The sequence below is a fragment of the Pseudomonas maioricensis genome (assembly GCF_022790535.1).
Classification (GTDB): Bacteria; Pseudomonadota; Gammaproteobacteria; order Pseudomonadales; family Pseudomonadaceae; genus Aquipseudomonas; species Aquipseudomonas maioricensis.
In genome coordinates, this window is record NZ_LOHG01000001.1 from 1 (window position 1) to 20,447 (window position 20,447).

Here is a 20,447-nt window from a genome sequence, read left to right on the forward strand (position 1 = left end):
AAAACCCCCGATCGCTAACGCGATCGGGGGTTTTGTCTTTCTGGGGAGAATCAGATGTTTTGGCGGCCTGTAACAGCTGAGGTAGCCACGACAGGAGGCAGTATCAAGCAGGCTTATTCGATGACTGCACAGAAATGAGAGCTAGCTACTAACTCTGATTTTTGCTTTACGTGCGGGCAATGGTTGAGCGTTAGCCTGGCTTTGCAAATACTGAGTAACGGCTTTCACACCTCGGCTAAGGTGCAACTGCAGAGCCTGTACGGTTTCCTCTACCTTCCGCTCCTCAGCCAGTTTAAGCAACTCCCAATGGTCGTCCTGAGCGAGTTTGCCCAAACCCATCGCTGCCAGATTAAAGCGCAGGAAACGCTCCTCTTCGCTTAACCCTTGTTCCACTGCCGCCATTAACCGCCTGTTAGAAACCTTGGCATAGAGCGCCATGTGGAACATACGGTTGAGCCTGCCGATTTCGGCGTATTCTGTTTCAACTTCAAGCTTTTCGATGCAGAGCCGCGCTTCGGCAATATCGCTGGCATCAAGGAGGGGGATGGACAAGCGTATTGCCTCTGATTCAAGAAGGATGCGTAGTGCGTAGGCATCAACAGCATCTTCGCCAATCAATGGAGCTACCACGCCCCCTTTGTGCCGCTCAACCCGAAGCAATGACTGAGCTTCAAGCTGCCGAAGAGCCTCGCGCACAGGCATACGGCTTACGCCGAACAGAGTGGCGAGTTCTTGCTGACGCAAAGCGGTACCGGCTGGCAATCGACCATCCAGGATTGCGCTGCGTAGTTTTTCCTCGATCACTGCTCTGGCTAAATGCGCAGGCGGCTGCTCGTCGCCTATGATCGCGCGCAAGAGGCTTTCTCTAGCGGAGTTGGGCATCGCTACTTTTCTTCATGGGTGAAATTATTGGATCCAATTGACACTAGGTGGTGCTCGATAGGTTGTCAAACCTGCTGGCCTGGAGATCAGCGATCTGTAGCCGTGGCTGACATACGCTTGCGCGCACTCATAAAGCATAGTGCGCCGCCAGCAGTCGTCAGTCCGGCCAGAACATAAAACATTGTGGTGGGTGGTGTATTGATCAACAGGTAGCCGCAAATCACCGGGCTCAAAGCACCGCCGAAGGCGGCCAGGTTCTGCGCACCATAGTAACTGCCCCGCAAGGCCTCTGGAGCGATTGTATCGACGAACAAATATTCGGTGGGGTATATGATCATTTCCCCGAGGGTAAAAATGAACATTGCGATGCACCACGTCAGCATATTGTAAGAAAAACTGAAGCTGATCAGGCCCAACACGAACAATCCTATTCCCACACAAATCCATCCGGCCAGTTGCTCGCGCTTGAGTAAGCGGCCTACTTGATATTGCATGAGGATGACCGTCACCGCGTTGCAGGCCAGCACGGCGGACAGGATGTGCAGCGCGTCCTCCTGTACATGAGTGACTAGCAGGAACTGCGATAGATACAGCGTAAAACGGCCATGAACGATCGTGCTGAGCAAACTCCCACAAGTGAACAGGATCAGCGTGCGGTCGCTTTTCAAGATACGCAGAGTGTCGAGGAAACTCTGAGGTTTCGTGCTCTCGGTAGGTTTAACCGGAGCGATCCCGACCATCAGAAACACGCTTCCCAGCGCAATTGCACCTGCAATCAGAAACGGTGCGAGCGGTAGATATCCTGCGATGATCACGCCCAGCATTGGCCCGGTGGCATAGCCGATATTGGTCAGCGTGTAGCGCAGCGAAAAGACTTTGGCACGCATACCGATGGGCAGGTTTTCGCTGATGATCGCTTTGGAGCCGATTAGAAATAACGCTGATGCTGCCTCGGTAATTACCAATGTCAGGGTCGTCAGGTAGACGTTGTGGGCAAAGGTCAGCAAGGTGAAGCCGATGGCACTGGAAAGCATCGCCATAATCAACAGCCTGCGCTTGTCCAGGCGGTCGATGATGTAGCCCCCATACAGCCCAAGTAGCGTGGCGAGAAACACAGCTATGCCCATCAGCAAGCCGACATCTTGCTGGTCCAGCCCTAGTCGATTGCTCAAGAACAGCGTCAGCAAGGGGCTGGTGATAGCGCGGCTGACAACAATGGTCAGCGAGCAGATCAGCAGCCGACGGATGACGAGGGAATACATGACCACGCGTGGATAACGTCCGCAAAGGATGATTGGGCGTGGCGCGTACCGCCACCCAGGACAACTGATCAGGATGGCAGGATTATCCTGCTCTCTTCAGTCAATCGGGTTGTACGGCAAGCTTATATACAAAGTGGGCTGGCGTCAGCGATTGTGCTGACCGCGATAAGGCGTACTGGCGGGAGATGACTCCGCTGCAAACACGGGAGAGTCTGTTGGAGCTGCCGAAGGCTGCGAAGCATTCATACTCGAATACCGAGATCGCAGCCTTCGGCAGCTCCCACAGAGGATGAATGCAGTCCAGAAAACGCGTGCGTTGAGATGAGTCACCACGTGCGAGAAAGCGCAATAAAGCACTTTCTCGCCAGTGATCAGAAGTCCACCGTAGCTGATACCTTGAGCGTCCTTGGCGTACCCTGGGTCAGATAATTATTGGCGGTCGACGCCGAAGCCCAATACGCTTTGTTCGCCACGTTTTCGACATTGGCGCGCAGGGTGATGTCACGTTCGTCCATGGTGAATGTGTAGCGAGCACCCAGATCTACTCGCGTCCACGCCGGGATGCTCAATGTGTTGGTGCTGTTGACGTACTGACCGCCAGTACGCAGCAGGCGCGCATTGAGCGCTGCCCCGCGAATGCCTGGCACGTCCCAGTCGCCTCCCAAATTGAATTGAAAGCGCGGAACGCCAGCCGCACGATTCCCATCCGTGGCACCCCCGGCGGTTTTAGTCTGCTCAGTGTCCATCCAGGTCGCGCCGGCCAGCAGGCGCAAACCATCGAGCGGCTCGCCGAAGACGTTCAGTTCAACACCTTTATTTACCTGCTGGCCATCTACGCTCAAGGAGTTTAGATAGGTTGTGTTATTGGGTTGCTCAATCCGATATACACCCAAGGTCGCGCCGTAAGAGTCCCAGTCCAGCTTGACTCCCGCCTCTGTCTGCTTGCTGCGCTTGGGCGGGAACACTTTGCCCGGGTTGGTTGCGTCCGTTAGTGGCGCAGTTGGTCCTTGTGCAAGGCCTTCAATACGGTTCGCGTAGAAGGAAACGTGTTCCCACGGCTTGAGTACCAAGCCATAGACTGGCGTCGTGATGGATTTGTCGTAAGGCGTTCCGCGCGCCCCAGTCGCAGTGTTCCACGAGTCAACTTCAATGGTCTGGCGACGCAAGCCCAGCGTCAGCAGAATGCGGTCATCGACGAAGCCCAGCGTGTCCGAAAGCGCCACGCTTTTCATACGGTTTTTGCCGACGATACGCGGGTCGTGAAGGTCGCTGCCAAAGTACGTTGCCGGTGGCGTCGGGCGCGGGGCCTGCACCGGGTCATAAAGGTTGCCGGGAAAACGACTGGCGACATACAGCGCCTCATAAGCCGAGCGCTGTTCACCCCATACACCGGACAGGCCGAAGTTCATCTGATGAGTGACAGGGCCGGTATTGAAGTGCCCGTTAAGCCCGGCCATTGCGCTCTTGTTGTCTTCGTCATGGGGCGGATAGAGGAAGCCACCCCGGGCGGTACCCGACTTGTCGCTGACATACAGCGACGAATACACACCGTTTTCGCGCGTGTGCTTGGCGCCCACACCGGCATACACCGTCCAGTTGTCATTCAGGTCGTACTCGCCGTTGAGCATGCCGTAGGTATCTTCGAGCTGCGACCAGGTCCAGTCCTGCGAGTAGTTATGACTGGCCGAAGGTGCCTTTGGGACCGAAGTACCGGTGGGATAAACCACCGCTCGACCCTGGTTGATGCGCTCTTTCTGATAACCAAGATCCGCCGAAAGGCGTAGCCGGTCACCGCGATAATCCAGCGCTACGGCAATCAGCGACGAGCGCTGTGATTCATCATCAATGCCCGTGTCGCCTCCATGCTGGGCCAGGTTAACCCTCACGCCGAATTGATTGTCTTCGCCAAAACGCTGGCCCAGGTCCAGATGCCCGCCGACCTGGCTTTTTCCGGTGTAGTCCAGGGTGACACTGCGGGTAGGTGTGTCCATCGCCCGCTTGGGCACCAGGTTCACGCTACCGCCGATACCGCTGCCCGAGGGGGAGACGCCATTGATGAATGCATTGGGGCCTTTGAACAGCTCGACGCGCTCCAGCGACTGAGTGGTAATGATTTGCCGGGGCAGAATGCCGTACATACCGTTGAACGAGATGTCATCGGTTTGCAAGGGCAGGCCACGAATAGTGAAGACCTGAGAGAAGTTACCGAAGCCTGCCGATTGGCGCACCGATGCGTCATTGAGTAAGACGTCGCCGACGGTTTTAGCTTGCTGATCAGCGATCGTTTGCGCCGTATAGCTCACGACGCTGAAAGGCACGTCCTTGATCTCGCGGTTGCCCAGTACACCCAGCCGGGCGCTACGGGCGACTTGGCCACCTGCGTAAGTTTCGCTCTGACTGATCGATTGCCCGTCTACCGTGGTCGCGCCCAGCTCTACAGCCTCGCCGGCTTCAATCCGAGGGGCCACGGTGTATCCGTTGCTGCCAGTGCTCAGCAACGTGTAGCCAGTTCCCGCCAGCAACTGCTCAAAGCCTGTTTGTACGGTGTAACTGCCCTTCAGCCCGTTACTTTGACGATTGTTGAGCAACGTCGCATCGAATGACAGTGGTACGCCGGACAACGCCGCAAACTGCGCGAGCACATGCCCCAGCGGACCCGGGGCGATAGCATAGTCTTGCGCAGTGGTGTTGGTGGTCGCATCAGCCGCCAGAGTGCTATGCATTGGCAGGGCTGCCGTCAGGGCGATGGCGACGCTCAATGCCTTGAGGCGCGAACGGGATGGGCGATTGTGGAGCGAATGCTGAAGCAACCTGGCTGTCATGCGGCATACCTGTCGGCGCAGAGAAAATGTGGGCGTTATCTGCACACCGAACGACACGGGAAAAGGTATCAGTGAAAGTGAAATTATTTTTGCGAGCTAGGCGCGAGGCTCAACCGTGACCCAGTAACGGGTCATGTTGCTGACGGTGATCGGGAGCGTGTCATTCAGCAAGCGTAGGCTGGCGTCGGTATCACGCAGTGAAAATGCGCCAGAGACGCGCAGCTCGGCAACGGCGGTATGGCAGCGCAACATGCCCGGCCGATAGCGTCCCAACTCCGCCAGCAAATCAGCCAGTCGCATATCCTTGGCCACCAGCATGCCGTTTTCCCACGTCAGTGCACTGGCATCCACACTGCTGACGGGTGTCAGCGAGTTATCACTGAACGCACCTTGCTCGCCAGCCTGAAGCACAAGGCTCTGCACGGAGCTGAATGGACGCATCTCCACCGCGCCCTCCAGAACGGCTACACGACTCCACTGTTCATCCAGGCGGACGCTGAATCGTGTGCCCAACGCACGGGCGCTGCCGTGTGGTGTTTTGACGATAAAAGGACGATAGCGGGTCGCAGGGTCTTTCGCGGTGGTAATCAACATTTCACCCTTGATCAACTCGACGCGGCGCTCGTCATCGCTGAAAGCGATGTTCACCGAACTGGCCGTGTTGAGCACCAGATGAGTTCCATCAGGCAGGGTGATTTTGCGCTGCTCGCCAATCGCTGTGTGCTGATCGGCTGTCCATTGCTGCCAGGGCAGACGCTGGTAGGCCAGCCACGCGCTTGGGCCCGCGAGTAACAGCAGGCCAAGACGGGTCAGGGCCTGACGACGTCCTATCCCTTTATTGCGGCCAATCTGCTGCAGTGTCTGCGTAGCAATCGAGCCGGGTACCGAGCGGAAGTCACCGAGGATAGCTTCTGCCCGCTGCCAGGCCTGGGCATGCTGGGCACTGCGGCCACGCCAGCTCTGAATGGCGCGATGGTCTTCATCCGTTGCTGACCCGGAGTGCAGCTGCACCAACCAGTCTGCGGCTTCGCCAAGAATCTGAGGATCAATGGGCTGGTTCATCAGGCCACGCTCAGGCAGGCAAGAAATGCATCGCGCATGTAGCGTTTGACACTGATAAGGGACACGCCCAATTCTTCGGCAATTTGCGCGTAGGTCAGGCCATCGAGCTGGGACATGAGGAATGCCTGGCGAGTTTTGTCCGGCAGCTCTCTGAGCATGGCTTCGATGCGATAGAGCGTCTCAAGAATCAGCAAACGGGTTTCAGGCGAGGGGACTTCCGGCTCAGGTAAATGAGCGATCGTCTCAAGATAGGCGCGCTCGACGTCCTGGCGTCGCCAGCGATCAATTACCAGCCCCTTGGCGATGTGAGTCAGTAGCGCTCGCGGTTCACTCCCCATAGTGCGAGCCTGTCGGGTGAGCAGGCGCAGGAACGTGTCGTGTGCCAGATCCGCAGCATCGCTGGCGTTACCCAGCTTGCGGACAAGCCAACCCTGCAACCAACCGTGGTGATCGCAGTAGAGGTTGTGGATTTCCAGATTGAGTGATCGATCGGCGGACGACATAGATAACCACTGGAGCGCGTCCGGCATCCTTGCCAGATGTAATTAAGAATTGATCGCAATTCTATCCGCGTTCAGCCAGAGGTGGCAATTTTTGAAAGCGGGAGCGAGCGCAGTACCTATCAACAAGCCTCGCTCCGCTAATGACTCAGCTGCAGCGCCGCAACCCTTAGGACTAGCCTTTCATTGCTGGCAATCCCCAGTTTGGCAGCGGGAAGTCGGCCAGCGATTTCAGAATCAGATCCGCGTGCTCATACTGCTCCAGCGGCATGTGCGAGTCGGGCACCGCAACGGCGTACATGCCAGCAGCCTTGGCGGCCGTAACGCCGAAGGGCGAGTCTTCGAACACCAGGCAGTCGGCTGGCGCAACACCCAGACGGCTGGCGGCGACCAGGAAAATATCCGGCGCAGGTTTGGCCGCACCGACTTCCGGATCATCCGCAGTCACCACGGTTTCGAACAGTTCGAACCAGCTGCGGTGCATCTCGGTCTTGGCGTGGAAGTAATGGATCGATGAACTGGTGCCGACGGCGATGGGAATATTGTTATCCGCCAGATGCCGTACCAAGGCTTCAGCGCCATGCATTGCGGGGGCTTTCGGGAAGCGCTCATCCAGCATGGGGGCGCGGATTTCGAGGAACTCATCCACTGAGAGTGGCAGTTCCAGCGCCTGAATCACGTAACTTGCGAAGTCCTGCGCGCCGCGGCCGATAGTGTGCTGTTTGACACCCCAGTCAAATGTGCGGCCATACCGGCTGGCGATCAAATGGGTCACTTCGGTATAAACCCCTTCGGTGTCCAGCAACAAGCCGTCCATGTCGAAAATCACGGCCTTGATTGGGCCTCGCTCGCTTCGCTGTTCAGTCATCGTCTCGGATCCTGTTATTCCAAACCGGCCCCCAGCCTAACGTCTGGAGCAAGACTATTGCTACCCCACACCTGAATGCAGGCAGTTTGCAACCAAACCGCCGGAACGCTGCCCAACAGCCTTAGAAAAGGAGCATTCGTACACACAAAACAGCAACAGTACTGGGTCATGAGAAGATGGCGATGATAACCTCTCGCGACTTTTCGCCCATGCATCGTGCTGTTTTGGTCGGCCTGGAATCAGGCTGCCGAAAACCCGCGAAGGGTTCAGGGAAGACTTTTTTCAAATTACCCAGAAACGGATCTCTTCGAGTCAAACATGAATAAATCAGTAGGCATCGCAGCAGGCGTCATCGTTGTCGTGGGGGCGCTGGCCACCGCCGGAGCGTGGTACACGGGGACCCGAATCGAAGGCGTGCTGCGTGATTCGATCGATCAGAGCAATCAGGAGCTGGCTAAATCCCTCAAAGGCTCTGATAGCCGCATCACGTTGGAGATGGTGTCGATTGATCGGCATCTGTTCAGCAGCACCGCACATTATCGTGTGCTTGTTCACGATGAGAATCTGACCACCGATGGCAAGAATGCCGAGTTCCTGTTCGTCGACAACATCGAACACGGACCGCTGCCGGTTTCGCGTCTGAAAAGCTTCAAGCTCCTGCCGGTCATGGCTCAGAGCAACTTCCAGATGGAGAAGAGCCCAAGCGCCGAGAAATGGTTTGCCATGAGCAACGGTGCAAGTCCGGTCACCGGCTACGCCAGCGTCGGCTATGACCGCTCTGCCACTGGCGCTCTGTTGCTGGCGCCGCTGGAGCTGAAGGACACCGACGGGACGTTCACCTTCTCAGGTCTGCGACTGGATACCGAGGCCAGCGCTGATGCTGACAAGATCAAGCTGCTTGGCAAAATGGATAACTTCCAACTGAACGTCACCTCGCCAGAGGGTGAGGTCGCGTTGGGTGCCAAAGGCGTGACCTTGGACATGGGCGGCACCAAAGGCAAATCCGGTTTCTATCTGGGCCATAACAACCTGAAAGCCGATAGCTTCGTGGCACAGGTTGCAGGGCAGGCCCCTATCGCGCTCAAGGACGTGACCGGGACCAGTCTGGCTCAGGAAGAGGGCGGCAATCTTGCTGCGCAGATGAGCTACAACGTCGGCATGATCAATTACAACGGCAAGGACGTCGGTGCGTTGCAGTCGGCGTTCAAGATCAGCAACTTTGATGTGGCCGCTTCACAGGCACTTTACGACCTGTATCAGACCAAAATCCTGCCGCAACAACAGGCCGCCAACGCAGCGGGTGAGAAGCTGGCGCTGCAACTCAGCCCCGCAGACCAGCAATTGATCGATACGCAAATCATCAAATTGCTGGCCGCCAAGCCACACGTCGAGCTTGAAAGGCTCGCGCTCAAAACTGCCAATGGTGAAAGCCATCTGCACGTTGCCGTGGATTTGACTGACACCGGCTCGACCGAACAGCCATCGCCTGATCGCTTCCGCAACGCCATTGCTCAACTGGACGCGCGTCTGGTTTTGTCCAAGCCAATGATCAGTGACCTGGCGACTCTGCAGGCAGGTCTTGCTGGGCAGACCGACCCTGCTGCGATCGCTGAACAAGCCAAAGCTGCCGGTGACATGGCCGGTGCAATGGCCGTCATGATGCAAGTGGCAAAGGTTGATGGCGATAACATCGTCTCCAACTTGCAATACGCCAATGACATCGTTGATTTCAATGGCCAGAAAATGACCCCTGAGCAATTCATTGCCCTGATCATGAGCAAGGTCATCGGAATGCGGATGAAGTAAGAGGGCGCGGGCCTGCTCTTATAGGGGAGCCGCTAATCTGTTGGCACGAGGCTGGTCCGCGAAAAACGATAACGCGGTGCAACTGGTGCACCGCGTCGACTGATTCGCGGGCAAGCCTCGCTCCAACAAGAATGTGGAAGCAAGCCTCAAACCGGCGGCTGACGAGGAATGTCGACTGGCGTTTCGTGGACGTCGATTTCTGGTCGTACATTGCGCGAGGAAATTTCCGTACGCAGTTGCGGCAGGCTTTGTGGGTATTGCTTGGCGATGAAGGCAATCAGGCGTTCACGCATGTGACAGCGAGCGTCCCAACTGCGCGAGGAGTCTGCCGAACTCAATAGAACCCGAAGCTGCATGGCTTTGGCATTGGTGTCCGCGACTTGCAGTACGCACACTCGACCGTCCCACAGATGAGGGATGTCTTCGCAAATGCGTTGTACCTCTGCGCGCAGTTCTTCCACCGGTAATGAATAGTCCACCCAGACAAACACCGAGCCAATAAGGCTTGAGGTGGCACGTGTCCAGTTCTGGAAAGGCTTCTCGATGAAATACTGCAGCGGAACGACCATGCGTCGTTCGTCCCAGATCTTGATGACCACGTACGTGCCGCTGATCTCTTCAACGCGTCCCCATTCGCCCTCGACAATGACCACGTCGTCGAGCCGGATCGGCTGGGAAATGGCGATTTGCAGACCCGCGATCAAATTCCCCAGTACCGGTTTTGCGGCAAAACCCGCAGCCAGTCCGGCCAGACCTGCTGACGCCAACAAGCTGGTGCCGATCTTGGCGACAGGCGGGAAGCTCATCAGGATCAAGCCCGTACCAAAAAGCAAAACCAGCGCATTCAGGCAGCGCACCAGAACGCGGACCTGCGTTTGTATGCGGCGTGCATGCAGGTTATCGACGATGTCCAGCGGGTTACGGATTGCCACCGCTTCACCCACCGCCTTGACGCAACTGAGCACCAGCCAGGTAAACCCGGCAGTAACCAGCAAGCCATTGACGTGGCGCACCGTGCCGATCAGCACCAGATCATCGGGCGCTGAAGTCCAGACTGTCTGCAACGCCAGTAGTGGCATGAGCCATAGCGTCGGATTGGCCGCTCGATAAACCAGCTGTTGTGGCAGCACGAATGAACTGGCGATGCGACGCAGAACGCTCAATGCCAGCCAACGGATCAGCAAGGCCAGTAATACCGCAACACACGCGGCGATCAGAGTCTTGAGCCATGGCAGAGGCACTGCCTCCAGCCAGCTCTGGGGCAACAGATATTCCATCGACGGTACCCACAGCAAAAATGACTTTAAGCCGAGCGGACCCTCTCGGTTTTGGCCCGTCGGCCTCGATGGCGATAGCTGCCTGAAAACGTGTGAACCCTGTAACGCCGCGAATGTTCCCCGGCATTTGGCGTGGCATCTTTCATGAATTGTTGAGGGCGGGAGTCACGAGCGGCTTTCAGAGATTTTTCGTCCCCAAACAAAAAACCCGCCGAGGCGGGTTTTCTTCAAGACCATTCCAACATCCTGTCGGTAAGCCCTCCGGGCCATGGTCGATCATCCTTGATCCTGTGCGCGTCCTGCGCATCAGTTGTTGGATCCAATGTTACGCAGGAACCCACAGCATCAATAGGGCGAATTGCCGTCTCTTCGTGTAAGCCTTTGGCTATTTATGCCAGTAATTCTCATTACCGTTGAGCGGCGCTGTGGATAAGCTGCGGTTAATGTAATATTTAGCAACAAAGATCTGGCCTAGCCTTAGTCGCGAGGTAGCCGGGTGAACGATGCGCGACCTGATTAACTTGCCGAGATCACTGATGTCCATGCGTTCCCGTTTTCTGGCCTGGCTGATGTTGCCATTGCTGGCGCTGTGCAGTTCCAGCTTGCTGGCTGATACCACTGATGGCGCGGCGCAAGCCCTGCATTTACTTGATTACATCGGTGCCGATTACCCGTCGAGCGTGGCGGACGGCAAGATCGTTGATGAAGATGAATACCGGCAACAGGTGGATTCCCTGGGCGTTTTGCGAGGTCTGGTTGCTGCACTGCCTGAGCGGGCAGAGCGCGCCGAACTCGGAAGAGCTGTTTCAAGCCTTGCCGATGCCGTTGCCCAGAAGCAGGACGGGGCAGTGATTACCCGTCAGGCCCGCCAGTTGGGAGCGCGTTTGGCCGTGGCTTATGAGGTCAGTCAGGCGCCAGTGATCACACCCGATCCTGCGCGTGGCGCGCCGTTGTATGCCCAGCGTTGTTCGGTCTGTCATGGCGACGCTGGCGCCGGTGATGGCCCGGCGGGTATCGGCCTTGAGCCGCCTCCCTCGGATTTAAGCGATGTCGCTCGTCTGGATCGTCTGAGCCTTTACGACTTATACAACGCACTAGGCCTCGGGATTGCCGGGACTGATATGCCGGCCTTCGCTGACCAGCTGGATGATCGTCAGCGCTGGGATGTTGCCACTTATATCGCCAGTTTTAGCGCGCAGCCAGTGACGGCGCCCACCAAGACCTACAACCTCGCTGACCTGGCGCGGCAAACCCCATTCGAAGTCAGCGCTGCCGAGGGTGAGCAGGCTGTTGCCACTTTCCGCGCTCAACGTGCTCAGCCTCCTCAGGTTCAGCGCGGCCCTGCGCAGTTGCTCGATTACACCAGCCAGACGCTGGACAAGAGTCTGGCGGCTTATCGAACAGGCGATCACGAACAGGCTTATGACTTATCCGTTGCGGCCTATCTGGAAGGCTTCGAGCTGGTTGAAAGTTCGCTGGATAACGTCGACGCCAATGTCCGCAAAGACACTGAAAAGGCTTTGATGGCTTACCGTCAGTCTTTGCAGGACGGCTTGCCGCTTGAGCAGGCTGCGCAAAAGCTGGATTTCGCCAAAGCCAAACTTAAAGAGTCAGCAGGCTTGTTGGGCAGCGATGGACTCAGCACTTCGCTGAGCTACATTTCCGGGCTGTTGATTCTGCTGCGTGAAGGCCTTGAGGCGATTCTGGTGTTGGCGGCGATCCTCGCTTTCCTGCGTAACACGGGTCAGGAGTCAGCGGTACGCAGCGTCAATATCGGTTGGGCACTGGCCTTGCTGGCGGGGCTCGGAACCTGGGCGCTGGCGGCTTACGTGATCGACGTCAGTGGCGCTCAACGTGAACTGCTTGAGGGCGCGACGGCCTTGTTCGCCAGTGTGATGGTGTTGTGGCTGGGTGTCTGGATGCACGACCGTCGTCATGCCGCGGCTTGGCAGGATTACATCAAAAGCAGCCTGGTAGGCGGCGGTGGTCGTTTCGGTTTTGCGATTCTGGCGTTCTTTTCGGTTTATCGTGAGCTGTTCGAAGTCATCCTGTTCTACGAAACCCTGTGGTTGCAAGCTGGCCCGGCTGGGCACAACGCCGTGTTGGCTGGCGGCGCTACGGCGCTGGTATTGCTGATCGGTCTGGCGTGGATCATCCTGCGCGGCTCGGCAAAACTGCCATTGACGCTGTTCTTCGGAATTAACGCTGCGCTGTTGTGCGCACTGTCGGTGGTGTTCGCCGGGCATGGTGTCAAAGCTCTGCAGGAAGCTGGCATATTCGGGACTCGCCCCGTGCCGTTCTTCGAGTTCGACTGGCTTGGGATTCATGCCGACGCGTATTCCCTGAGCGCCCAGTTCATTGCCTTGCTGGCCATCGCGGTGCTGTACAGCCGCAGTTGGCTGGCCGAGAAGCGCAGGGCGCAGGTAGTGTGAGTTCTATCTGTAGGAGTGAGCTTGCTCGCGATAGCATTGTTCAGCAGACAAATGTGTTGGCTGACAGACCGTGATCGCGAGCAAGCTCACTCCTACAGGACTGTTTAAATTCGAACTGCGAGGTACCCCCATGCGCGTCTGGATCGATGCCGACGCCTGACCCAAGGCAGCAAAAGACCAGGTCATCAAGTTCGCCCTCAAACGTCAGTTCGAAGTGGTGCTGGTTGCCGGTCAGAGTCAGATCAAGCCCACGTACACGCTGGTCAAGCTGATCGTGGTACCGAGTGGTCCTGATGCCGCGGACGATTATCTGGTGGAGCATGCTGTGCCCGGCGAACTGGTGATTTGCAGCGATGTGCCGCTGGCCGATCGCCTGGTTAAAAAGGGCGTCGCTGCGTTGGATCCGCGTGGCAAGGAGTTCGACGCGCAGAACATGGGCGACCGTCTCGCTGTGCGTAATCTGTTCACCGACCTGCGTGATCAAGGCCAGATGGGTGGCGGGCAGCCGCCGTATGGCGACCGGGAAAAACAGGCCTTTGCCAACTCTCTTGACCGCATTCTCACGCGTCTCACCCGCTGAAAATTGCACCCTAAAACGGTGCATGCCCGCCTCAGAATGAATCACTCTGCACAGTCTTCCGCAAAAATAGCGCGTTGAAGTGTGCAGTTCGCACATCTGCCGATATCAACACTGCCTGCTTTTTTCTGCTTCGAAGCGACGTCCGGAAACGGCCTGGTTATTGCTCTGGCACCAGCCTGCCCCGACCCTTTCGATGTGGAGAAAAACGATATGAGTTCACCCAGCGAGTTTCCCTTGAGCGAAGCCCCGCGTGAAGGACGCAAAGGGCTGTTGTCGATTTCTATGGTGCTGTTCAGTTTCACGTTCTTCACCGGGACTATGTTTGCTGGTGGAAAGCTGGGTATGGCGTTCAACTTCGTCGACATGCTGTGGATCGCAGCCATTGGCAACAGTCTGTTGGCGATCTACGCGGCGGCGCTGGCCTTCATCGCGTCGCGCAGCGGCTTGAACACTGTGCTGATGGGCCGTTTTTGTTTTGGTGAGGCGGGTAGCCGACTGTCGGACGTCCTGCTTGGCTTTGCCGAACTGGGCTGGTACGCGTGGGGCACCGCGACGGTTGCCATCGTGTTGGTAAAAATGCTCGGCCTGGCGGAGGGCTTCACGTCACCACTGATGGTCTTGTTTGGTCTTGGCTTCAGCATCACGGCAATCATCGGCTACAAAGGTCTGGACGTGCTGTCGCGAGTCTCAGTGCCACTGATGTTCGTTCTGTTGGTTATCTCCATGTACATTGCCACCCGCGATGTGGGCGGTTTTCAGGGACTGGCAGCGGTTATTCCTCACGAAACCATGACGCTTTCAGCGGCTATCACCATGGTGTTCGGTACGTTCGCCAGTGGCGCGACTCAGGCCACCAACTGGACACGTTTGTCGCGCAGCGGACGCGTGGCCGTGACTGCCAGTGTCGTTGCCTTTCTGGTGGGCAACGGTTTGATGGTCGTCGCTGGCGCCTGGTGCGCGATGGTTTATCAGCAAGCCGATATCGTTGAAGTGATGATGCTGCAGGGGCTGTCGTTTGCGGCAGTGATCATGCTTTGCCTGAACCTGTGGACCATTCAGGGGCCGACTATTTACAACGTATCTGCCGCGGCCTGCCACCTGTTGCGTAGCGAGCGGCGGCGGACCATGACGTTGATCGCCGCAGCGCTCGGTATCGTGTTGGCCATCGGCGGCATGTACGAAATGCTGATTCCGTTTCTGGTCCTGCTGGGCTCGATCATCCCGCCGATAGGTGGCGTAATCATGGCTGACTTCTGGTATCGCCATCACGGTAAATACCCTGCTTTGGCCAGCGTCGTGTTGCCACGCTACAACCTGCTGGGCCTATCGGCATATGCGGTTGGCGCCGCACTGGCGTATTTCTCGCCGTGGATTGCGCCACTTGTAGGCATTGCCGCGTCGGCTATTTTCTACATCGTCCTGCTTGAAGTCACCGGCAAGCGGAGCATGGTTGTCAGCGTTCAGGAGGAGCTTTGACCCTGACCGTTGAAGAAATCCTCCAGCTACCGGGGCTGGAGGAAATGACCGTGCGCGCAGGGTCGGCGAATCTGCATCGCAGTGTGCGCTGGTCCTATGTGGCGGAGAATGAGGGTATTGCCGACTGGATCATGGGCGGCGAACTGGTGTTCGTCACCGGCATCAATTATCTGCGCGACGAAGCCAACCTGCTGCGTATGGTTCGTGAAGGCGATGCAAGTGGCATCGCCGGGTTGGTGATCCTCACCGGTGATGCTTATATCCAGCATATTCCCGAGTCTGTAATCCAGCTTGCTGAACAGTACGGCTTGCCGCTTATTGAGCAGCCGTATCTGTTGAAGATGGTCATCGTCACCCATCTGATCGGTACAGCACTGGTGCAGATGGCGCAGACCAAACGCTCGCGCCACGACATCCTCGGCCAATTGCTCAGTGGTGATTACCCGAGCCTGAGTATCGCCCGGCAGCGCGCTGCGCATTTGCGTTTGCCGCTGGAAGTGCCCCGGCATCTGGTAGCGCTGCGCTTGTCGGCGGTCAGCGTGCTGTTCGACAGCCATGAGCCGGAGGCGGCGGAGCGCCTGCTGCAACAGACCCGGCAAGCGGTGCTGGATCATCTCGACGCCTGGAATCGCGCTTTGCCAGACGCTTTGCCGGTTATTGTGCAGGGCGATCTTTTCATCCTGTTGCTGCCCAGGCTTGAAGCGATTCGTCATGAACTGGCGTTGCTTTATCGAGAGCTCGCGTCGGTGCTCGGCAAAATGGCGTTGTTTATGGGGCTGGCCAACCCGGTCGCAGACTGTGGGCAATATCGGCAGGCGCTGAACGAGGCTCGGCAGGCATTGGACGTTGCCGAGCACCTACGCCCCGCCAGTGGCCTTTGCGATTTCAGCGAGCTGGGCGTATTGCGCTTGCTGCAAGCCGTTGCTGATCGCTCGGTCATCGATAGCTTCGTCAAGCAGATCCTCGGGCCGCTGATCGAAACTCACCGCAAGCAGCCTCATAGCCTGATTGAAACCATGGACGCCCTGCTTCAGGAAAACGGCAACGGACTCAAGGCCGCTCAGCGCCTGGGCATTCATCGCAACACCATCAACCAGCGTATTCAAAGAATCGAGCAGCTCAGTGGGCAATGTCTCGATGACCCGAATTTTCGAATGAACGCTTCGGTTGCGCTGCTGGTATGGCGCATGTCCGAAGCCCAGCGACAGGAATGAACATGAACATCATCAATGCCACATTGCGTAAAACCCAAGGGCTACACACTGTCAGCTGGGAAAACGGCTGCATTACGGCTATCACCGCTCAGGCTGAAAGCCTGCATCCCGGGGCTGATGACATCGATGCTCGCAGCCAGCTAGTGATTGCGCCATTGGTAGAGCCGCATATCCATCTGGACGCAACGCTGACCGCTGGCGAACCAGAATGGAACATGAGCGGGACTTTGTTCGAAGGTATCGAGCGCTGGGCCCAGCGTAAGGAAACCATCACTCATGAAGACACCAAGCAGCGCGCGCATACCACCATTCGGATGCTGGCCGAGCATGGCATTCAGCATGTACGAACCCATATCGACGTCACCGACCCGACACTGGGCGCGCTCAAGGCGATGCTTGAGGTGCGTGAAGAGGCCCGTCACCTGATTGATCTGCAAATCGTTGCGTTTCCTCAAGAAGGCATCGAATCCTACGCAGGCGGTCGTGAGCTGATAGAGCGTGCCGTGGAGATGGGCGCCGATGTGATAGGCGGCATCCCCCATTTCGAGAACACCCGTGAGCAGGGCGTCAGTTCTATCAAGTTCCTTATGGATCTGGCTGAGCGAACCGGTTGCCTGGTGGATGTACATTGCGACGAGACTGATGACCCGAATTCGCGGTTTCTGGAGGTGCTGGCTGAAGAGGCCCGCGTGCGTGAGATGGGCAGCCGCGTGACGGCCAGCCACACCACCGCTATGGGCTCCTACGATAATGCGTACTGCTCGAAGCTGTTCCGCTTGTTGAGGCGCTCGGGGATCAATTTCGTCTCCTGCCCAACCGAGAGCATTCACTTGCAAGGGCGTTTCGATAGTTACCCCAAGCGCCGCGGCCTGACCCGAGTCGCCGAGCTGGATCGAGCCGGGATGAACGTGTGCTTTGGTCAGGACTCGATCAAGGACCCGTGGTACCCGCTGGGCAATGGCAACATCCTGCGTGTTCTGGATGCAGGCTTGCACATCTGCCACATGATGGGTTTCGAGGATCTGGCGCGCAGCCTTGATCTTGTCACTGACAACAGCGCTCGCACCCTCAACTTGGGCGAGGGCTACGGCATCGCAGTGGGCCGACCGGCGAACCTGTTGATCCTCGATGCTGAAAGTGATTACGAGGCCGTGCGCCGTCAGGCAAAGGCTCGGGTGTCGATTCGCGGCGGGAAGGTACTGATGACGCGGGTGCCGGAGCGGGTTGAGTTTAGTTAAACCGCCATACTGCGCTGTCCTGCAGGAGCTGCCGAAGGCTGCGAATCGCGGCGCATCAGGACAACCGCTTCCCAGCCTTCGGCAGCTCCTACAAGGTGGCTATTCAAGCCTATTCCTCGTGAGTCAACTCCAGCACCCGGTCCACTAGTTTGTTGATCCCGGCGGCCGCCTCGCCGATGGTTTTGGCAACCATATAAGCCGGAGTACTGACCAGTTTGCGGGCTTTATCTTCGACGATATCGGTCACTTCGCATTCCTGATGCTCACCCTTCATGCGGGTGATGGCGTCTGCGGTTTCGGCATCGTTGCCGATGGTGCAGGTCACGCCGGGGCCGTAGATTTTTGCGGCCAGCGCAGGGCTTATGCAGATAAGCCCGACTGGCTTGCCCGCTTCAGCGAATGCTTCGGCTAATGCCAGGACTTCAGCCTGTACCTTGCAGTCCGCGCCTGCGGTGGCGAAGTCAGACAGATTTTTGGCTGCGCCGAAACCACCAGGAATAATCAGTGCATCAAACTGGGTGACATCGGCCTCACGTATATCTTCGATGGCACCGCGAGCGATGCGTGCCGACTCCACCAGCACGTTGCGGGTCTCCGGCATCTCTTCGCCCGTCAGGTGATTGACCACATGATGCTGCGTGATATTGGGCGCGAAGCATTGCACCGCTGCGCCACGCTGATCAAGGCGCAGCAGCGTGAGCACGCTTTCATGAATTTCTGCGCCGTCATAGACGCCACAGCCGGACAAAATCACGGCGACTTTCTTTTGCATGATCATTCTCCCTATCGAAAGCAGCGGTCTGCCCAACGACTTTTAACCTGGTATTGGGACAAGCGTCTGGGGCGGGGATTCAATCGGATAGTCTATGCGTACGTCTTGGCACCGCGCTGTCGCGCAGCAAACATTGGACCTGTAGAAGTGACCGGGGTGGCGTTCCACATTGCTCGCGATTCGGTTTGTCAGTCTATAAATATAGAGCCTGTGCTGACGCTATCGCGAGCAAGCTCACTCCTACAGGCAAGTAGGTAGCTGTATTCTTTTGATAGAAGGAGGGGCGTTACAGGCGAGCGCAATACCGCAGTATTGCGCTCGTGGTGGACCTAGCGGTCGCCGTGTTTCTTGCTGTCAGCAGGCACTTCAACGGTGACTTCAGCCGGAACCGGGTTAGCGACACCCGCTTCAGCATCGGCTGCCGCTGCCATGGACGCTGCGGCAGCTTCTTCTCTGGCAATGCGCGCGTTCTTGAAACGACGACGCAACCAAAGGGCGAACCCAAGTACCAGCAGTGCGCCGAGTACCCACAATTCGTACTTCTTGATGTTACCCAGCATGCCTTCGAGCACTGCGCCAAAGTGATAGGCCGCATAACCCAGCGCCGCGGCCCAGACAGCTGCGCCAATGCCGTTGAGGATCAAGTAGCGCAGCGGCGGATAGCCCGAGAGGCCGATGGCCACAGGCATGACCGTACGCAGCCCGTAGACGAAGCGAAAGCTCAGGACCCAGAGATCCGGGTGCTTGCGTACGTGCGCGAGCGCTTTGTCGCCCATGAGTTGCCAGCGCGGTTTGCGCGCCAGGATTTTTCGACCGTGCTTGCGCCCCATGTAATACCAGAGCTGGTCCCCGGCGTAGCTTCCGAAGAAGGCCACGACCACGACCAGTTTGATGTCCATGTACTCACGGAACGCCAGAAATCCAGCGAGGACCAATATGGTCTCGCCTTCAAAGAAGGTGCCGATGAAGAGGGCAAAGTAGCCAAATTCGTGCAAGAAATTCTGGAGCATTGTCTGGATGCTGGCGAAATGAACGCGCAGCCTAACTCGGCCAAGGCATTCAGGAAAGTGTGGAAATGTGTCTCGACGTTAATCTTTCCTACAAGGACAATGGCAAAAGCCTCAACTGCGGCCCCGAGTCGCACGTGGCCCATGACTGTCACACATTAGTCATAATGGTCGCTTATAACTGTCACGCTTGCCCGTGTACGCGGGCTCAGGAGTCTCGCCGTGAGCTTTACCCCCGCCAACCGCCTGTTTCCTCTTACCCGCCTGCGCCGCAATCGTCGCGATGATTTCTCTCGTCGCCTGGTCCGCGAAAACGTTGTGACTGTCGATGACCTGATCCTCCCCGTATTTGTACTCGACGGTGAAAACCGTCGTGAAGAAGTCGCGTCTATGCCTGGCGTTGAGCGCTTGAGTATCGATCTGCTGCTCGAAGAAGCGCAGAAGTGGGTGGCGCTGGGCATTCCTGCCCTGGCGCTGTTCCCGGTGACCCCGGTCGAAAAGAAAACCCTGGATGGTGCCGAAGCCTGGAACCCGGACGGTATTGCCCAGCGCGCCACCCGCGCGCTGCGTGACCGCTTCCCGGAGCTGGGCGTCATCACTGATGTGGCGCTTGACCCGTTCACGACTCATGGTCAGGACGGCATTCTTGACGAAGAAGGCTATGTGCAGAACGACATCACCGTCGATGCACTGGTCAAACAGGCACTGTCCCATGCCGATGCCGGTGCTCAGGTTGTGGCACCCTCTGACATGATGGACGGTCGAATCCAGGCTATTCGTGAAGCGCTTGAACTGGCTGGCCACGTCAATGTGCGGATCATGGCCTACTCGGCCAAGTACGCCAGCGCCTACTACGGTCCATTCCGTGATGCGGTCGGGTCGGCGTTGAATCTGGGCAAGGCGAACAAGGCGTCCTATCAGATGGACCCGGCCAACAGCAACGAAGCGCTGCATGAAGTGGCTGCCGATCTGGCTGAAGGCGCGGACATGGTCATGGTCAAACCGGGCATGCCTTATCTGGACATCCTTCATCGGGTCAAGGATGAGTTCAAGGTGCCGACATTTGTTTATCAGGTCAGCGGCGAGTACGCGATGCACATGGCGGCCATCCAGAATGGCTGGCTCAGTGAAGGCGTTATTCTCGAATCGCTCACCGCTTTCAAACGCGCAGGGGCTGACGGCATCCTTACTTATTTCGCCGTCCGCGCTGCAGAACTGTTAAAAGGGCAATAGCCGTACAGGAACATTC

16 protein-coding genes are annotated in these 20,447 nt (G+C 57.4%); 7 read left to right on the forward strand and 9 right to left on the reverse strand.

The genetic code is table 11. The features are described 5' to 3' along the window. Nucleotides 1-141: 141 nt before the first annotated feature. The 6 genes from AUC61_RS00005 to AUC61_RS00030 form a co-directional block, all read right to left on the reverse strand. Nucleotides 142-882 (reverse strand): GntR family transcriptional regulator, encoded by a 741-nt coding sequence (locus AUC61_RS00005; RefSeq protein WP_243243892.1) that lies wholly within the window; start codon nucleotides 880-882, stop codon nucleotides 142-144. A gap of 86 nt (nucleotides 883-968) precedes the next feature. Continuing rightward, nucleotides 969-2,144 carry an MFS transporter gene (locus AUC61_RS00010; protein WP_279290869.1) on the reverse strand — a complete coding sequence of 392 codons (1,176 nt, stop codon included), beginning with the start codon at nucleotides 2,142-2,144 and terminating at the stop codon, nucleotides 969-971. A gap of 371 nt (nucleotides 2,145-2,515) precedes the next feature. After that, on the reverse strand, nucleotides 2,516-4,966 hold the full coding sequence (locus AUC61_RS00015) for a TonB-dependent receptor (RefSeq protein WP_243243896.1): 2,451 nt from the start codon (nucleotides 4,964-4,966) through the stop codon (nucleotides 2,516-2,518). 96 nt (nucleotides 4,967-5,062) lie between these two features. After that, nucleotides 5,063-6,028 carry a FecR domain-containing protein gene (locus AUC61_RS00020; RefSeq protein WP_243243897.1) on the reverse strand — a complete coding sequence of 322 codons (966 nt, stop codon included), beginning with the start codon at nucleotides 6,026-6,028 and terminating at the stop codon, nucleotides 5,063-5,065. Further along, nucleotides 6,028-6,531 carry a sigma-70 family RNA polymerase sigma factor gene (locus AUC61_RS00025; RefSeq protein ID WP_243243899.1) on the reverse strand — a complete coding sequence of 168 codons (504 nt, stop codon included), beginning with the start codon at nucleotides 6,529-6,531 and terminating at the stop codon, nucleotides 6,028-6,030. Before AUC61_RS00025 ends, AUC61_RS00020 begins: the two co-directional genes overlap by 1 nt. Nucleotides 6,532-6,703: 172 nt before the next feature. Further along, nucleotides 6,704-7,396, reverse strand: a complete 693-nt coding sequence (locus tag AUC61_RS00030; protein WP_243243901.1) for an HAD-IA family hydrolase — start codon at nucleotides 7,394-7,396, stop codon at nucleotides 6,704-6,706. Nucleotides 7,397-7,714: 318 nt separating this feature from the next. On the opposite strand from AUC61_RS00030, the gene AUC61_RS00035 reads away from it, so the two are divergent. Beyond that, entirely contained in the window at nucleotides 7,715-9,202 is a 1,488-nt protein-coding gene (locus AUC61_RS00035) for a YdgA family protein (protein WP_243243903.1), read from the forward strand. Between the two features lie 146 nt (nucleotides 9,203-9,348). Here AUC61_RS00035 and AUC61_RS00040 read toward each other — a convergent pair whose 3' ends face one another. Further along, nucleotides 9,349-10,479, reverse strand: coding sequence for a mechanosensitive ion channel family protein (locus tag AUC61_RS00040; protein WP_243243905.1), 1,131 nt, complete (start codon nucleotides 10,477-10,479; stop codon nucleotides 9,349-9,351). A 536-nt stretch (nucleotides 10,480-11,015) separates the two neighbouring features. Between AUC61_RS00040 and AUC61_RS00045 the strand changes: the two genes are divergently transcribed. From AUC61_RS00045 to codA, 5 genes are all read left to right on the forward strand, one after another. Then, nucleotides 11,016-12,911 (forward strand): cytochrome c/FTR1 family iron permease, encoded by a 1,896-nt coding sequence (locus AUC61_RS00045; protein ID WP_243243908.1) that lies wholly within the window; start codon nucleotides 11,016-11,018, stop codon nucleotides 12,909-12,911. 184 nt (nucleotides 12,912-13,095) lie between these two features. After that, complete coding sequence (locus AUC61_RS00050) at nucleotides 13,096-13,491, forward strand: YaiI/YqxD family protein (RefSeq protein ID WP_243244330.1); 396 nt, start codon at nucleotides 13,096-13,098, stop codon at nucleotides 13,489-13,491. A 210-nt stretch (nucleotides 13,492-13,701) separates the two neighbouring features. Then, nucleotides 13,702-14,967 carry a cytosine permease gene (gene codB / locus AUC61_RS00055; protein ID WP_243243909.1) on the forward strand — a complete coding sequence of 422 codons (1,266 nt, stop codon included), beginning with the start codon at nucleotides 13,702-13,704 and terminating at the stop codon, nucleotides 14,965-14,967. Next, nucleotides 14,964-16,181, forward strand: a complete 1,218-nt coding sequence (locus AUC61_RS00060; protein ID WP_243243912.1) for a PucR family transcriptional regulator — start codon at nucleotides 14,964-14,966, stop codon at nucleotides 16,179-16,181. The genes codB and AUC61_RS00060 overlap by 4 nt, the downstream gene beginning before the upstream one ends. Before the next feature lie 2 nt (nucleotides 16,182-16,183). Next, nucleotides 16,184-17,419 (forward strand): cytosine deaminase, encoded by a 1,236-nt coding sequence (gene codA, locus AUC61_RS00065; protein ID WP_243243914.1) that lies wholly within the window; start codon nucleotides 16,184-16,186, stop codon nucleotides 17,417-17,419. Nucleotides 17,420-17,528: 109 nt separating this feature from the next. Here the strand turns inward: codA and elbB are convergent, their stop codons facing one another. Both elbB and AUC61_RS00075 read right to left on the reverse strand, forming a co-directional pair. Beyond that, entirely contained in the window at nucleotides 17,529-18,191 is a 663-nt protein-coding gene (gene elbB / locus AUC61_RS00070) for an isoprenoid biosynthesis glyoxalase ElbB (RefSeq protein WP_122667070.1), read from the reverse strand. Between the two features lie 329 nt (nucleotides 18,192-18,520). Next, nucleotides 18,521-19,201 (reverse strand): DedA family protein, encoded by a 681-nt coding sequence (locus AUC61_RS00075; RefSeq protein ID WP_243243916.1) that lies wholly within the window; start codon nucleotides 19,199-19,201, stop codon nucleotides 18,521-18,523. Nucleotides 19,202-19,420: 219 nt separating this feature from the next. Here AUC61_RS00075 and hemB point away from each other — a divergent pair, with 219 nt between their 5' ends. Further along, the gene (hemB, locus tag AUC61_RS00080; protein ID WP_087271991.1) at nucleotides 19,421-20,431 is read left to right on the forward strand and encodes a porphobilinogen synthase; all 1,011 of its coding nucleotides are present in this window, start codon (nucleotides 19,421-19,423) and stop codon (nucleotides 20,429-20,431) included. The last annotated feature ends 16 nt before the right edge of the window (nucleotides 20,432-20,447 follow it).

Coding starts and splice junctions, on each gene's coding strand:
- codB (WP_243243909.1), top strand. CDS start 13,702: ATGAGTTCACCCAGCGAGTTTCCCTTGAGCGAAGCCCCGCGTGAAGGA.
- AUC61_RS00010 (WP_279290869.1), bottom strand. CDS start 2,144: ATGTATTCCCTCGTCATCCGTCGGCTGCTGATCTGCTCGCTGACCATT.
- AUC61_RS00030 (WP_243243901.1), bottom strand. CDS start 7,396: ATGACTGAACAGCGAAGCGAGCGAGGCCCAATCAAGGCCGTGATTTTC.
- AUC61_RS00075 (WP_243243916.1), bottom strand. CDS start 19,201: ATGCTCCAGAATTTCTTGCACGAATTTGGCTACTTTGCCCTCTTCATC.
- codA (WP_243243914.1), top strand. CDS start 16,184: ATGAACATCATCAATGCCACATTGCGTAAAACCCAAGGGCTACACACT.
- AUC61_RS00035 (WP_243243903.1), top strand. CDS start 7,715: ATGAATAAATCAGTAGGCATCGCAGCAGGCGTCATCGTTGTCGTGGGG.
- AUC61_RS00020 (WP_243243897.1), bottom strand. CDS start 6,028: ATGAACCAGCCCATTGATCCTCAGATTCTTGGCGAAGCCGCAGACTGG.
- AUC61_RS00040 (WP_243243905.1), bottom strand. CDS start 10,479: ATGGAATATCTGTTGCCCCAGAGCTGGCTGGAGGCAGTGCCTCTGCCA.
- AUC61_RS00005 (WP_243243892.1), bottom strand. CDS start 882: ATGCCCAACTCCGCTAGAGAAAGCCTCTTGCGCGCGATCATAGGCGAC.
- AUC61_RS00025 (WP_243243899.1), bottom strand. CDS start 6,531: ATGTCGTCCGCCGATCGATCACTCAATCTGGAAATCCACAACCTCTAC.
- AUC61_RS00045 (WP_243243908.1), top strand. CDS start 11,016: ATGTCCATGCGTTCCCGTTTTCTGGCCTGGCTGATGTTGCCATTGCTG.
- elbB (WP_122667070.1), bottom strand. CDS start 18,191: ATGCAAAAGAAAGTCGCCGTGATTTTGTCCGGCTGTGGCGTCTATGAC.
- AUC61_RS00015 (WP_243243896.1), bottom strand. CDS start 4,966: ATGACAGCCAGGTTGCTTCAGCATTCGCTCCACAATCGCCCATCCCGT.